Origin of the sequence: Flaviflexus massiliensis, from assembly GCF_001375495.1 — a bacterium.
GTDB classification, from domain to species: Bacteria; Actinomycetota; Actinomycetes; order Actinomycetales; family Actinomycetaceae; genus Flaviflexus; species Flaviflexus massiliensis.
The window spans coordinates 505889-520410 of sequence record NZ_LN831057.1; the positions used below are offsets into that span (position 1 = coordinate 505889).

The following is a 14522-nucleotide window of genomic DNA, read 5'->3' on the forward strand; positions in this document are numbered from 1 at the left end:
TATCCCTTGGGATTTTTCCCTACACACGTAGTAGATGAACTAGTAGCAAACAGCTCCGATGGAAGCGGACTGGACGAGCTTCGCGTACTTGCCGAGCACGCCGTGGAGGCGCGGGTTGTCGGGATGAGTAAGGTTCTTTCGGCGCTCCTCAAGGGTTTCTTCATCCACGTGCAGGTCGATCGTCCTCTTCGGAATATTAACCGTGATTCTGTCACCATCTTCCACGAGTGCAATCGGTCCACCATCAACCGCTTCGGGAGCAACGTGGCCGATGCAGAGACCGGTCGAGCCGCCCGAGAAACGACCATCGGTAATGAGGAGAACGTCCTTGCCGATTCCCGCACCCTTGATGGCACCGGTGATGGCGAGCATCTCCCTCATGCCAGGGCCGCCCTTGGGGCCTTCGTAACGGATGACGACCACGTCACCTGGTTTGAGCTCGCCAGCGAGAACGGCGTCCATCGCCGGTTTCTCCTGCTCGAAAACGCGTGCGGTGCCGTCGAAGACCTCCGCGTCAAAACCTGCGGTCTTCACCACGGCCCCTCCGGGAGCGAGTGAGCCCTTGAGAATCGAGAGTCCGCCGGTGGCGTGGATCGGGTTGCTGAGTGCACGGAGGATCTTGCCGTCCGGATCGGGTGGGTTGATGTTCGCGAGGTTCTCGGCGACGGTCTTGCCTGTTACTGTCATGCAGTCGCCATTGAGAAGTCCAGCATCCAGCAGTGCCTTCATGACCACCGGCACACCACCGACCTTGAACACGTCGTTCATGACGTACTCACCGAACGGCTTGAGGTTGCCCAGGTGTGGGACCTTGTCTGCCACAGCATTGAAGTCATCGAGGCTAAGTTCGACATCCGCTTCGTGGGCGATCGCCATGAGGTGCAGGACAGCGTTCGTTGATCCCCCGAAAGCCATGACAACCGCAATCGCATTGAGGAGTGATTCGCGGGTGATGATGTCACGGGCGGTCATGCCCCGGCGAAGGAGCTCGACAACCGCATTGCCGGATTTGCGGGCAAAGAGGGAACGGTTGCGGTGAATGGCCGGGGGAGCGGCAGAGCCGGGGAGTGACATGCCCATCGCTTCCGCGGCTGATGCCATGGTGTTCGCGGTGTACATGCCGCCGCAGGCGCCCTCGCCCGGGCAGACAGCCCTCTCAATGGCATCAACGTCCTTCTCCGACATCTTCCCAGCCCTGCATGCGCCAACCGCCTCGAAGGCATCGATGAGGGTCACTTCCTTTTCGGTGCCGTCTTCGAACCGTGCCGTGCCTGGCATGATCGAACCGTTGTAGAGGAACACGGATGACAAGTCGAGGCGGGCCGCCGCCATGAGCATGCCGGGAATAGACTTGTCGCAGCCCGCGAGAAGGACGGAGCCATCGAGTCGCTCGGCTGCGAAGACTGTCTCAACCGAGTCCGTAATAACTTCCCGAGAGACGAGAGAATAGTGCATACCCTCGTGTCCCATGGAAATACCATCGGAGACCGAGATTGTGCCGAATTCGAGCGGGTAGCCTCCCGCTTGGTGGACGCCTTCCTTAGCGAAACCAGCCAGTTTCGACAGTGTCATGTTGCACGGAGTGATTTCGTTCCAGGATGAAGCAATGCCAATTTGGGGCTTCACCCAGTCGTCATCTCCCATGCCGACTGCGCGGAGCATACCGCGAGCCGCCGTTTTTTCCAGGCCGTCCGTGACGTCACGCGACCTGGGTTTAATATCGATTCCTGCGGGGTATTCCTCATCACTCATACGACAAGTGTATTCTGGGTCACGCAGAATCGGTACAGGCGTCCAATTGCCCACTTCAGTCTTTTGGTCGTCACGGCTCACACCTGGACTTTGACGATGCCCGTCGAGAGGGATATTCAGCACATGCCCCGGCACCTTCACCGGTTCTTTTCGTTTGAAGGGACGAAAGTCGACCTCAAATAACGGTGGTTCCCACCATAATGAAGACAGCTGGTGCGGGCGGTTCCGCACTCGGACATTGAATCTATCGGGTTATGAAGGATGAGTCGTGAGTATTCGGGTAGCAGCAGGTCGGTTCAGTCAGGCCATGTCCGCCTTCGGGAGCGGCACGCTCATTGCCCATCATCCCGACGGCTACATTCGGATCTTTACGGTTGATCCCGAGATTGGGTCGGACGGATCTGCCAGAATCCGCGGTCTGCACGGCACGATCCTTCAAGGGCTTGCCAACAACGACAAGGTCACGATCATCTGGCAGCCCCGTGAGCATCACGGGTGGACCTTGATTCACGATGGCGAGGTGGACCCGGCGAGCCCAATCTTGGCAGACGATGCGGATGAGGATGCCGAGCTGATCATCACCTACGTATCCGGAATGCTTCATCGTCCCAGGGCCCACGCAGATGGGCCGGAATGGACGTGGCCTGAAGGCTGATGATCGGGAGATTGTTCAAGAGCGGTCTTCGGGGAAGTTGATGGGCATGCTCCTCATCGTCAGTCCCAGCCTGCGATAGGTGGCGGGCAGAAGTGCGCGGGACCAGATCGCACCAAAGAGTCCGAGCCCTGCTGTTGCCGACAGGCCGCCCGATACGCCCATGATTGCTGTTAGTCCTGCGACCACGAATGGGCCGGTAGCGGATCCCGAGTTCGCGATCGCCTGCCAGTAGCCAAGGAAGGTTGCCCTGTTGCGTGAGGGGGAGGTCCGCACCGAGCGTCATGAGAATCCCGGAACCGAATCCATTGCTGAAGCCGAGCAGGATAGAACCAACAAAGAATCCGGCGACCGTCGATTACGAGACCATGAGGATGATCGCAAGCGACATGATGATGAGAGAAGGAAGCAGAGCCCACAGGCGACCCTTTCGATCCGCGAGGTTCCCAGCGGGATGGAACATGATCGTGTCGATGAGGGCGTATGCAGCGAAGGCGAGTGTCACGACCTCGTTACTGAGACCAAGGGCGGTTCCCCAGAGCGGAATGATGACGTTCTTATTGGCACGAAGAATCGTGAGGGACGTGATGCCGATCCCGGCAATGACGGTAGAACGTAAATCCGGAGGGGGCACACCTGCGGACCCACCCGATATACTCGGTACATTCGTTACTTTTGCCGGTTCCTCACCGCGTGCACTCGCCAGTTCTTCTTTTTGAGCATTCGCAGGAGACGCATCGTCATGGTCCGCGTTGCTGCCAGTGTCAAGGACGGTTGATCGTTGTTTTCGGAGGCGGCTTCAGTCCCGAACTTGGTTTCCGCCGTCACCTGCTCCGGATCTGCCTGGGTTGATGTGTCGCGCTGCTTGGACGAGCCGCGTTGTCCTGTTAAGTCTCGTAAGTCTCGAGAACTCTCGGATGACTCTTCGAAATCAATCGAAATGGGAACGAGGTAACGGATGATGAGGGCGAGAGCAGTCGCGACTGTGATGGCGTTGAGAGTGAAGACGGAGCCGAGGTCCCACTGCGCAATGAGACCCGTGGCAAGGAGTGGTCCCACGAGTACGCCAATGCGCAGTAAGCCGCCCAGCATGGAAAGTCCTCGACCGCGCCACATGCCCGGCAGGGTGTCAGCGATATAGGCCTGCCTCGCGAGAGTCCACACATTGAGCGATATGGCGAGAGCAACGATGTCGGTCATGAATGCGGTCTTCGCGTAGGTGGAATCACCAAAGAAGAGTGCACTGCCTGACAGGGCGAGAGCGACGAGTGCCAGGATCGACGCGATGATGAGGGAGCGCCGGTCCCCAACCTTCGTAATGAAGGAACCGAGGACCGGGGCGGTGAACACACCAACAACCCCCGCCACGCCCAGCACGGCCGACGATCCAGCATCACCAAACCCAATATCGAGGGCGGCGAGCACGATCACTGGCTGCAGGGCTCCGTTACCGATCGAATAGATGAGCGACGGAATATAGACGGGGGCCGCGAGTGCCCGCAGGGGATTCACGAAAGCGTGGCCACCATGACTGCCTTGATCGTGTGCAGGCGGTTCTCGGCCTGATCAAACACAACGGATGCGGGGGAACGGAAGACTTCATCCGTCACCTCGAGCTCGGCCACACCAAACGAGTTGAACACGTCCCGACCCACGGACGTCTCCTGATCGTGGAATGCGGGAAGGCAGTGCATGAAGATCGCCCCCGGTGCCTTCGCCATGAGGCCCGCATTGACCTGGTAAGGGAGGAGAGCGGCAATTCGCTCGGACCACACGTCCTTCTTCTCTCCCATTGACACCCACACATCGGTCGAGACAGCATCCGCACCCTCGACCGCATCCAAGGAATCGGTGATGGTGATGCGGGCACCGGTGCCGGCAGCGATCTCTTCAGCGAGTTCAACAACGTTGGCGGGCGGTTCAAAGCCGGCGGGGGCGACGATGCGGACGTCCTGACCGAGCAGGGTTGCGGAGACAAGGAAAGAACGGCCTGTATTGAACCGAGCATCGCCCACATAGACCGACACGACCTCCGAGAACGGCTTCTTCACGTGTTCGCGAATCGTGAGAGCATCGGCCAGCATCTGCGTGGGATGCCAATCATCGGTCAGGCCGTTGTAGACGGGCACCCCAGAATTCGCCGCCAGCAGCTCCACATCCGCCTGACGGTCCCCACGGAACTGGATCGCATCGTACATGCGACCCAGCACCTTGGCCGTATCCTCGATCGACTCCTTGTGCCCGATCTGCGAGGAAGAGGTATCAAGGAACGTCGTGCCCGCACCCTGATGGATTGCAGCAACCTCGAATGCTGCGCGGGTCCTTGTCGAGGTTTTCTCGAAGATCAGGGCGATGGCCTTACCTTGAAGGCGCTGCACCTCGGTTCCGGAGGCTCGTTCCTGCTTCAACTGCTCCGACAGCCCAATCAGTGAGAGCCACTGCTCGGGAGTGAAATCGGATTCCTTCAGAAAATGTTGCCCCGTCAAAAAAGTCATGCCGCAATTCTAGACACCAACCGGCAAGCATCACATGCCATCCCACCCTTCCTACATTGGGATCCTGCACGTGGCTAGTCGAGGAGCGAAGCAGAATCGGAACAGAGCCAGATCATGATGCGTGAGACGTCAAACGCGAATCGTCAGCAGACTTGCGGACCGTGCCCGTTGGTGAGGCAAGATGGTTCTATGACCGACAATCAACTCGCCCTCTGGGGTGGCCGCTTCGCTGGCGGCCCAGCCGATGCTCTCGCACACCTGTCCAAGTCCACTCACTTTGACTGGCGACTTGCCCGCTACGACATTGCGGGTTCCCGTGCACACGCGAGAGAACTCGGGCGAGCAGGCCTCCTCACAGACACTGAGGTGACCGACATGATTGCCGCACTCGACCAGCTCGAAGCAGATGTCACCTCAGGTGCGTTCGTTCCCGCCGAAGCCGACGAAGACGTGCACACGGCACTGGAGAGGGGACTGCTTGAGAGGGCGGGGGACCTTGGAGGGAAGCTCCGCGCGGGTCGCTCACGCAACGACCAGATCGCCACCTTCATCCGCATGTACCTCCGTGACGAATCCCGTCGCATCGGTAACCGCGTCCTCGACCTGGTCGAGCAGCTCATTGGCCAGGCGGAACGTGCGGGGGATGCGATCATGCCCGGACGCACCCACCTCCAGCACGCACAGCCCATTCTTGTCGCCCACCACCTGCTTGCTCACGCATGGCCACTACTTCGGGACGTGGCACGCCTGGCAGATGCCGACCGCAGGGCAGCGATCTCTCCCTATGGTTCGGGTGCGCTCGCGGGCAACACTCTCTCGATGAATTCGCAGGCGATCGCTGAAGAGCTTGGTTTCGATTCCCCGACCGTGAACTCGATCGACGGAACGGCGTCCCGCGACATCGCTGCCGAATACTCCTTCATCTTTGCTCTCATCGGAGTTAATCTCTCCCGGATCTCGGAAGAGGTCATCATCTGGAACACGAAGGAGTTCTCCTTCGTCACCCTCGATGACTCGTATTCGACCGGATCGTCGATCATGCCGCAGAAGAAGAATCCAGACGTGGCGGAATTGGCTCGCGGTAAGGCTGGCCGCATGATCGGCGACCTGACTGGTCTCCTCTCGACACTCAAGGCTCTCCCGCTCGCGTACAACCGTGACCTCCAAGAGGACAAGGAACCGATCTTCGATCAGGTTGACGCTCTCGATGCGCTGCTGCCCGCCATGACTGGCATGATCGCAACTATGAGCTTGAACTATGAGCGGATGGCGGAGCTGGCACCCCAGGGATTCTCGCTTGCCACCGACATCGCCGAATGGCTCGTTAAGGAGGGCGTTGCCTTCCGTGATGCTCACGAAATCTCCGGAGCCTGCGTGCGTGTGTGCGAAGAGCGCGGGATCGAACTCCACGAGCTGAGCAACGCCGATTTTGCTGACATCGACGAGAGGCTGACTCCGGACGTCCGATCTGTCCTCACCGTCGAAGGCTCGGTTGCCTCCCGTGATGGAATCGGTGGCACCGCCCCCGTCCGAGTGCGCGAACAGCTTCAGCAGGCAAGCACCGAACTGTCCCGACTGCGGAAGTTTACGAACCAGAGTGCTTAATCTGCTCGCGGATCCGTGCGAGGTGGCGCCCGCACTGCTGGGTGCCACCCTGGTCACGGACGTCGCGATCAGAATCGTTGAGGTGGAGGCCTACCGGGGCAGCGTCGATCCCGGTTCGCATGCCTACCGCGGGCAAACCCCTCGCAACTCAGTCATGTTTGGACCACCCGGGCACGTGTACGTGTACTTCAGCTACGGCATGCACTGGGCAATGAATATCGTGTGCTGGCCGGAAGGCACCGCGGGCGCGGTCCTCATTCGTGCCGGCGAAGTCACGAGCGGACTCGAGCTGGCACGCAGCCGCAGAGTAGCGGCACGAACCGACCGGGATCTCGCACGTGGGCCGGCCCGCCTCGCCCAAGCACTGGGGATTGATGGTCGCTACAACGGAGCGGCGCTCACTGTGCATTCAAGTGATGTGGAGCCGTCCGATCTTCTTGCCCCAGGCCCACCGAGACAGGCCTCCGGCGGAGACGAACGTCTTCCCCTTCATCTCGCTCAAGCGTCTGAGCCGGTCGATTACGTGACCGGTCCCAGGGTAGGCGTCTCCGGTCCCGGGGGTAGCGACGAGTATTCGTGGCGGTACTGGATCCCTGGGGATCGTCACGTTAGTGCGTACCGGCCGGGAAAGACGCGGAAGTAGCGATGGCATACTTCCTCTTCCTCGTGAACCCCAACCTTGCCTACGATCCGTACCCGGATTGGGCGGAGTGGGAACCGAAGATCACCCAGGGGATATACCCGGCGAGCAGATGGAACACGGGCAACAGAAGGAACGGAATCACTCCCGGCGACCGAGGTTTCATCGTCAAGGTTGGTTCCGATCCCCGCGGCCTAGTCGGTGCATGCATTGTGACGTCTGTGGTTCAGTTGGGCCCGCACTGGAACCCGGAGGCCAGGACCGTCGAAACTGGCTACGTGGATATTGAGATGAGAGAAGTCATCGATCTGGAGGATCCACTGTCAATGACAGAGTTGAAGATCCTTGGCCCTTCCGTTCAGTGGGCACCCAGGCAGTCGGGTACAAAGCTTCCGGACGAGGTCGGGGAGCGCCTATGGTCCCTTATCTTCGATGAGATTGACGACGGAGCAGATGAGGCTCCGTGGCATACTTTGTAAGAAACATTGGAAAAGGAAAGGTAAAACACGTGTCCCACATTCTCGATGAGCTGCAGGCCAGGGGCCTGATCGCTCAGCACACGGATATTGATGCGCTGCGGGCGGCAATGGACGAGGGACCGATTACCTATTACTGCGGCTTCGACCCGACCGGACCTTCCCTGCACCACGGACACCTCGTCGCCGTCATTCTCATGCGGCACCTCCAGAACGCGGGACACAACCCGCTCGTTCTCGTTGGCGGAGCAACCGGACTCATCGGTGACCCCCGCGATTCGGGCGAACGCACCCTCAATGCGGAAGAGCAGGTGAAGGAATGGACCGACAAGCTGGCAGGTCAGCTCTCCGGCTTCCTCAAGTTCGATGGCGAGAACCGGGCACGGATCGTCAATAACTTTGACTGGACCTCGGAACTGTCCGCCATCGATCTGCTCCGCGGACTCGGAAAGTATTTCCGTATGGGAACGATGCTCGCCAAGGACACGGTGGCCCGCCGCCTGGCCTCGGATGAAGGAATCTCCTACACCGAGTTCTCCTACCAAATCCTCCAGGCCAACGACTTTCTCGAACTCAACCGCCGCTACAACTGCGTCCTCCAAACCGGTGGTAATGATCAGTGGGGCAACCTCGTGGGCGGTATGGACCTCATCCACAAGACTGAGGGAAAGTCCGTCCACGTCCTGACCTCGCCGATCATCACAAAGTCCGATGGCACCAAATTCGGCAAGACCGAAGGTGGAGCTATTTGGCTCGACCCCACCATGCTCAGCCCGTACGCCTTCTACCAGTTCTGGCTCAACACCGCCGATGCTGATGTGGAGCGACTCCTCAAGGTCTTCACCTTTGTTGACCTCGACGAGATTGATGCGATCGTCGCCGAATCCGTCGAGAAGCCTTACCTGCGCCTCGGACAGCGCCGCCTGGCAGATGAAGTCACCACCTTTGTGCACGGAGAAGAAGCAACCGAACGCGTCAAGGAAGCATCGGCTGCTCTCTTCGGAAAGGTCAACCCTACCAACCTGGACGGCGCCACCCTCCGTGACGCAGTCGCTGAACTGCCGTCTGCTCCTGTGACGGTGGGCATGCCCGTCGTGGACCTGGTCGAAGCACTTGGACTTGAAAAGGGTAAGGGTGCGGCGCGGCGTATTATTTCGGCAGGCGGACTTTCGATCAACTCCGTCAAGGTGGAAGATCCGGAAGCAGTTATCGCGCAAGAACAGATTCTTCCCGGGGGACTGGTTCTCGTACGCAAGGGCAAGAAGAACCTGGCCGTTGGCCGTCTAGAAAACTAAGCTGATGAGATGAAAGTGCGTCATATCAACGAAAAGCACGATGGTGGCGCGCCTCACCCTCAACGGAATTGACCTAATGGTGTCGGATCCGTAAAGTTATATCTCGCCGCGGGGATGCGGAAAACCGATCAGGAAAAACTTCCTGGGTTGAACGCGCCCCAAAGCCGAGTGAGTTGGCCGAGTTACCTCGGACACAGAACTTGACGGAGAGATCCGCAGGTACTAAGCTCGTGAAACGCCCCTTTCGGCGGAATACCAGTCATTCCAATGGGTGTGGGTTGCTTGTTTTGAATCTCAATAGTGTGTCGTTTTTTGTTTTTATTGTTTTTTTGTTGATTTCTTTGTTTTGTATTTTTTATTGAGTCTGTTTTCGGATTCTTCTGTTTTTTGCGGAGAGTTTGATCCTGGCTCAGGACGAACGCTGGCGGCGTGCTTAACACATGCAAGTCGAACGATGAAGCCCTAGCTTGCTAGGTGTGGATTAGTGGCGAACGGGTGAGTAACACGTGAGTAACCTGCCCCCTTCTTCGGGATAAGCCTGGGAAACTGGGTCTAATACTGGATATTCTGCTTCTGCCGCATGGTGGTTGTGGGAAAGATTTTTTGGTGGGGGATGGGCTCGCGGCCTATCAGCTTGTTGGTGGGGTGATGGCCTACCAAGGCTTCGACGGGTAGCCGGCCTGAGAGGGTGACCGGCCACACTGGGACTGAGATACGGCCCAGACTCCTACGGGAGGCAGCAGTGGGGAATATTGCACAATGGGCGCAAGCTTGATGCAGCGACGCCGCGTGAGGGATGACGGCTTTCGGGTTGTAAACCTCTTTCGATAGGGAACAAGGCCATATTTTTGTGTGGTTGAGGGTACCTGTATAAGAAGCGCCGGCTAACTACGTGCCAGCAGCCGCGGTAATACGTAGGGCGCGAGCGTTGTCCGGAATTATTGGGCGTAAAGAGCTCGTAGGCGGCTTGTCGCGTCTGCTGTGAAAACGCGGGGCTTAACTCCGCGCTTGCAGTGGGTACGGGCAGGCTTGAGTGTAGTAGGGGAGACTGGAATTCCTGGTGTAGCGGTGGAATGCGCAGATATCAGGAGGAACACCGATGGCGAAGGCAGGTCTCTGGGCTATAACTGACGCTGAGGAGCGAAAGCATGGGGAGCGAACAGGATTAGATACCCTGGTAGTCCATGCCGTAAACGTTGGGCACTAGGTGTGGGGCTTTTGTTCTGCGCCGTAGCTAACGCATTAAGTGCCCCGCCTGGGGAGTACGGCCGCAAGGCTAAAACTCAAAGGAATTGACGGGGGCCCGCACAAGCGGCGGAGCATGCGGATTAATTCGATGCAACGCGAAGAACCTTACCAAGGCTTGACATACACTGCGATGTTCCAGAGATGGGGCAGCCTTCGGGGTGGTGTACAGGTGGTGCATGGTTGTCGTCAGCTCGTGTCGTGAGATGTTGGGTTAAGTCCCGCAACGAGCGCAACCCTTGTCTCGTGTTGCCAGCATTTGGTTGGGGACTCACGAGAGACTGCCGGGGTTAACTCGGAGGAAGGTGGGGATGACGTCAAATCATCATGCCCCTTATGTCTTGGGCTTCACGCATGCTACAATGGCCGGTACAGAGGGTTGCGAAGTCGTAAGGCGGAGCGAATCCCTTAAAGCTGGTCTCAGTTCGGATTGGGGTCTGCAACTCGACCCCATGAAGTCGGAGTCGCTAGTAATCGCAGATCAGCAACGCTGCGGTGAATACGTTCCCGGGCCTTGTACACACCGCCCGTCACGTCACGAAAGTTGGCAACACCCGAAGCCCGTGGCCTAACCACTTCTGTGGGGGGAGCGGTCGAAGGTGGGGCTGGCGATTGGGACGAAGTCGTAACAAGGTAGCCGTACCGGAAGGTGCGGCTGGATCACCTCCTTTCTAGGGAGTTTTTCCCGAAATCCACTGGACACTTATTTCACTATGCCTTTGTGGTGTGGTGGTGGCTGGTGGTGGCGATGTTCCTGCCGATGGGATAGTTGTGGTGCGTTCTTGATTCGCACCCGAAACAAGTGCAATTTGCAAAAGTTAATGGTTTAAACGGGAAACGGCATGCTGTTGGGGTTTGGGGTTAGCAGCCCTGGTGCTCTGCAACGCGGGCGGGATTGTGTTCTTGTTTGTGTTGTGTGGGTGGGTTGTTTGGTAACTGTATAGTGGACGCGAGCATCTTTGGTTTGTTGTGAATTGAAGAGTTCTAGTATTTGTTTTTTGTTGTGTAATTTTGTAGGGGCGTTCGGTGGATGCCTTGGCACTGGGAGCCGAAGAAGGACGTTGTAGCCTGCGATAAGCCTCGGGGAGTTGGCAAACAAGCTGTGATCCGAGGGTGTCCGAATGGGGAAACCTGGCCCACGTTATGGTGGGTTACCCGCACCTGAATGTATAGGGTGTGTGGGGGGAACGCGGGGAAGTGAAACATCTCAGTACCCGTAGGAAGAGATATTCCGTGAGTAGTGGTGAGCGAAAGCGGATGATGGCTAAACCGTGTGTGTGTGATAGCTTACGGGCGTTGCGCATGCGGTGTTGTGGGAGTGTATTGTCGGCCTGCCGTAATGGGTCGGGATGTGTGTTGTGTGGTAGTTGAACCTGGTGGGAAACAGGGCCGTAGACGGTGAGAGCCCGGTAGATGAAACTGCATGATGCGCTCTGGATATGCCACCCAAGTAGCACGGGGCTCGTGGAATCTCGTGTGAATCTGCAAAGACCACTTTGTAAGCCTGAATACTCCCTAGTGACCGATAGTGGATAGTACCGTGAGGGAATGGTGAAAAGTACCCCGGGAGGGGAGTGAAATAGTACCTGAAACCGGGCGCCTACAATCCGTCAGAGCCTCCTTTGTTGGGGTGATGGCGTGCCTTTTGAAGAATGAGCCTGCGAGTTAGTGGTGTGTGGCGAGGTTAACCCGTGTGGGGTAGCCGTAGCGAAAGCGAGTCTGAATAGGGCGTTTGAGTCGCATGCTCTAGACCCGAAGCGGGGTGATCTACCCATGGGCAGGGTGAAGCACGTGTAAGAGCGTGTGGAGGCCCGAACCCACTTCTGTTGAAAAAGGAGGGGATGACCTGTGGGTAGGGGTGAAAGGCCAATCAAACTCCGTGATAGCTGGTTCTCCCCGAAATGCATTTAGGTGCAGCGTTGCGTGTAGCGTGCTGGAGGTAGAGCTACTGGATGGCTGATGGGCCCCACCGGGTTACTGACGTCAGCCAAACTCCGAATGCCGGTTACGTTTGCGTGGCAGTGAGACTGCGGGGGATAAGCTTCGTAGTCGAGAGGGAAACAGCCCAGACCATCGGTTAAGGCCCCTAAGCGTGTGCTAAGTGGGAAAGGATGTGCAGTTGCAGTGACAACCAGGAGGTTGGCTTAGAAGCAGCCACCCTTGAAAGAGTGCGTAATAGCTCACTGGTCAAGTGATTGTGCGCCGACAATGTAGCGGGGCTAAAGTACACCGCCGAAACCATGGCAACAGCCTTCGTGGTTGTTGGGTAGGGGAGCGTCGTCATTGTGGTGAAGCCAGGGCGTGAGCGTTGGTGGAATGGTGACGAGTGAGAATGCAGGCATGAGTAGCGAAAGACGGGTGAGAAACCCGTCCGCCGAATGACTAAGGGTTCCAGGGCCAGGTTAATCCGCCCTGGGTTAGTCGGGACCTAAGGCGAGGCCGACAGGCGTAGTCGATGGACAACCAGTTGATATTCTGGTGACCGGCGAAGGACCGTTCAATGCTGAGGTGAGGGATACTAACCACCCAAGCTACCGCTGATGCCTTCGGGTGTTGGTGGTGGTGCGCGTGGGACCTGATCTTACGGTAGGCAAGCGTGTTAACAGGGGTGACGCAGAGAGGTAGCCACCGCGTGTCTTATGGCTTGGCACGTTTAAGGACGCAGCCCGTTTCCTAGGCAAATCCGGGAAACATGTGGGTGAGGTCTGATGATGACCCATTATTTTGGGGAAGTAGGGTGATCCTGTACTGCCGAGAAAAGCCTCGACGTGAGGGACTAGCCGCCCGTACCCGAAACCGACACAGGTAGTCAGGTAGAGAATACTAAGGCGATCGAGAGAATCGTGGTTAAGGAACTCGGCAAAATGCCCCCGTAACTTTGGAAGAAGGGGGACCTGAGCCTTGAAACACTTTGCGTGTTAGGGGCGAGGGTCGCAGAGACCAGGGAGAAGCGACTGTTTATCAAAAACACAGGTCCGTGCGAAGTCGTAAGACGATGTATACGGACTGACGCCTGCCCGGTGCTGGAAGGTTAAGAGGACTGGTTAGCTCACCTTGTGTGGGCGAAGCTGGGAATTTAAGCCCCAGTAAACGGCGGTGGTAACTATAACCATCCTAAGGTAGCGAAATTCCTTGTCGGGTAAGTTCCGACCTGCACGAATGGCGTAACGACTTCTCCGCTGTCTCGACCACGAACTCGGCGAAATTGCACGACGAGTAAAGATGCTCGTTACGCGCAGCAGGACGGAAAGACCCCGGGACCTTTACTATAGCTTGGTATTGGTGTTCGGTGCGGCTTGTGTAGGATAGGTGGGAGACTGTGAAGCATTGACGCTAGTTGGTGTGGAGTCGCTGTTGAAATACCACTCTGGTCGTATTGCACATCTAACTTTGGACCATGATCTGGTTCAGGGACAGTGCCTGGTGGGTAGTTTAACTGGGGCGGTTGCCTCCTAAATGGTAACGGAGGCGCTCAAAGGTTCCCTCAGCCTGGTTGGTAATCAGGTGGCGAGTGCAAGTGTACAAGGGAGCTTGACTGTGAGACTGACAAGTCGAGCAGGTGCGAAAGCAGGAACTAGTGATCCGGCGGTGGCTTGTGGAAGCGCCGTCGCTCAACGGATAAAAGGTACCCCGGGGATAACAGGCTGATCCTGCCCAAGAGTTCATATCGACGGCATGGTTTGGCACCTCGATGTCGGCTCGTCGCATCCTGGGGCTGGAGTAGGTCCCAAGGGTTGGGCTGTTCGCCCATTAAAGCGGTACGCGAGCTGGGTTCAGAACGTCGTGAGACAGTTCGGTCCCTATCCGCTGCGCGCGTTGGAAACTTGAGAAGGGCTGTCCTTAGTACGAGAGGACCGGGACGGACGAACCTCTGGTGTGCCAGTTGTACCGCCAGGTGCATGGCTGGTTGGCTACGTTCGGAAGGGATAACCGCTGAAAGCATCTAAGCGGGAAGCCTGCTTCAAGATGAGGTTTCCATCCAATCCTTCGGGGTTGGTGTAGGCCCCCTAAAGACTATGGGGTTGATAGGCCAGATGTGGAAGCACTGTAAGGTGTGGAGCTGACTGGTACTAATGGCCAAATAGATTACACAACACTGTAGAAAACAAAATGTTGTGCTCGATGTTTGTAACGAACCTGTTGTTCGCGTCCACTGTATGGTTACCACCCAACCCACTCGGGCCCGTGGTAACACGTCATGTAACTAAATATTGTTGTTTGCTGTATTGCTCCGTGTTTTTGGCGGTGGCTATAGCGGTGGGGAAACGCCCGGTCTCATTCCGAACCCGGAAGCTAAGCCCACCAGCGCCGATGGTACTGCACTCGGGAGGGTGTGGGAGAGTAGGACACCGCCGCCATTTA

10 protein-coding genes and 3 rRNA genes are annotated in these 14522 nt (G+C 57.6%); 8 read left to right on the forward strand and 5 right to left on the reverse strand.

Annotated elements, in window-relative coordinates; genetic code table 11:
• Positions 1-39: 39 nt before the first annotated feature.
• A complete protein-coding gene (gene ilvD / locus BN1241_RS03875) occupies positions 40-1752 on the reverse strand; it encodes a dihydroxy-acid dehydratase (protein WP_054952379.1) in 1713 nt (570 codons plus the stop codon).
• A gap of 268 nt (positions 1753-2020) precedes the next feature.
• Between ilvD and BN1241_RS03880 the strand changes: the two genes are divergently transcribed.
• Positions 2021-2407, forward strand: a complete 387-nt coding sequence (locus BN1241_RS03880) for a hypothetical protein (RefSeq protein WP_147599255.1) — start codon at positions 2021-2023, stop codon at positions 2405-2407.
• Positions 2408-2422: 15 nt separating this feature from the next.
• On the opposite strand, the gene BN1241_RS03885 is transcribed toward BN1241_RS03880, so the two are convergent.
• The 4 genes from BN1241_RS03885 to argF form a co-directional block, all read right to left on the reverse strand.
• Entirely contained in the window at positions 2423-2680 is a 258-nt protein-coding gene (locus BN1241_RS03885) for a hypothetical protein (protein WP_054952381.1), read from the reverse strand.
• Between the two features lie 82 nt (positions 2681-2762).
• Positions 2763-3038: an MFS transporter gene (locus BN1241_RS03890; protein ID WP_054952382.1), complete on the reverse strand. Its 276-nt coding sequence runs from the start codon at positions 3036-3038 to the stop codon at positions 2763-2765.
• A gap of 35 nt (positions 3039-3073) precedes the next feature.
• Entirely contained in the window at positions 3074-3916 is an 843-nt protein-coding gene (locus BN1241_RS03895) for an MFS transporter (RefSeq protein WP_054952383.1), read from the reverse strand.
• Positions 3913-4899, reverse strand: a complete 987-nt coding sequence (gene argF, locus BN1241_RS03900) for an ornithine carbamoyltransferase (protein ID WP_054952384.1) — start codon at positions 4897-4899, stop codon at positions 3913-3915. Before argF ends, BN1241_RS03895 begins: the two co-directional genes overlap by 4 nt.
• 189 nt (positions 4900-5088) lie before the next feature.
• On the opposite strand from argF, the gene argH reads away from it, so the two are divergent.
• The 7 genes from argH to rrf all read left to right on the forward strand — a co-directional run bounded on the left by argH (position 5089) and on the right by rrf (position 14518).
• Complete coding sequence (gene argH / locus BN1241_RS03905) at positions 5089-6504, forward strand: argininosuccinate lyase (RefSeq protein WP_054952385.1); 1416 nt, start codon at positions 5089-5091, stop codon at positions 6502-6504.
• Entirely contained in the window at positions 6497-7147 is a 651-nt protein-coding gene (locus tag BN1241_RS03910; protein ID WP_054952386.1) for a DNA-3-methyladenine glycosylase, read from the forward strand. Before argH ends, BN1241_RS03910 begins: the two co-directional genes overlap by 8 nt.
• A 2-nt stretch (positions 7148-7149) precedes the next feature.
• Positions 7150-7623: a hypothetical protein gene (locus BN1241_RS03915; protein ID WP_054952387.1), complete on the forward strand. Its 474-nt coding sequence runs from the start codon at positions 7150-7152 to the stop codon at positions 7621-7623.
• 29 nt (positions 7624-7652) lie between these two features.
• On the forward strand, positions 7653-8915 hold the full coding sequence (gene tyrS / locus BN1241_RS03920) for a tyrosine--tRNA ligase (protein WP_054952388.1): 1263 nt from the start codon (positions 7653-7655) through the stop codon (positions 8913-8915).
• A gap of 386 nt (positions 8916-9301) precedes the next feature.
• Positions 9302-10831: ribosomal RNA gene (locus tag BN1241_RS03925) — 16S ribosomal RNA — on the forward strand.
• A gap of 332 nt (positions 10832-11163) precedes the next feature.
• Positions 11164-14254 (forward strand): 23S ribosomal RNA (locus BN1241_RS03930).
• Between the two features lie 147 nt (positions 14255-14401).
• A 5S ribosomal RNA gene (gene rrf, locus BN1241_RS03935) occupies positions 14402-14518 on the forward strand.
• The 16S, 23S and 5S rRNA genes sit together here, the layout of an rRNA operon.
• Positions 14519-14522: the final 4 nt, after the last annotated feature.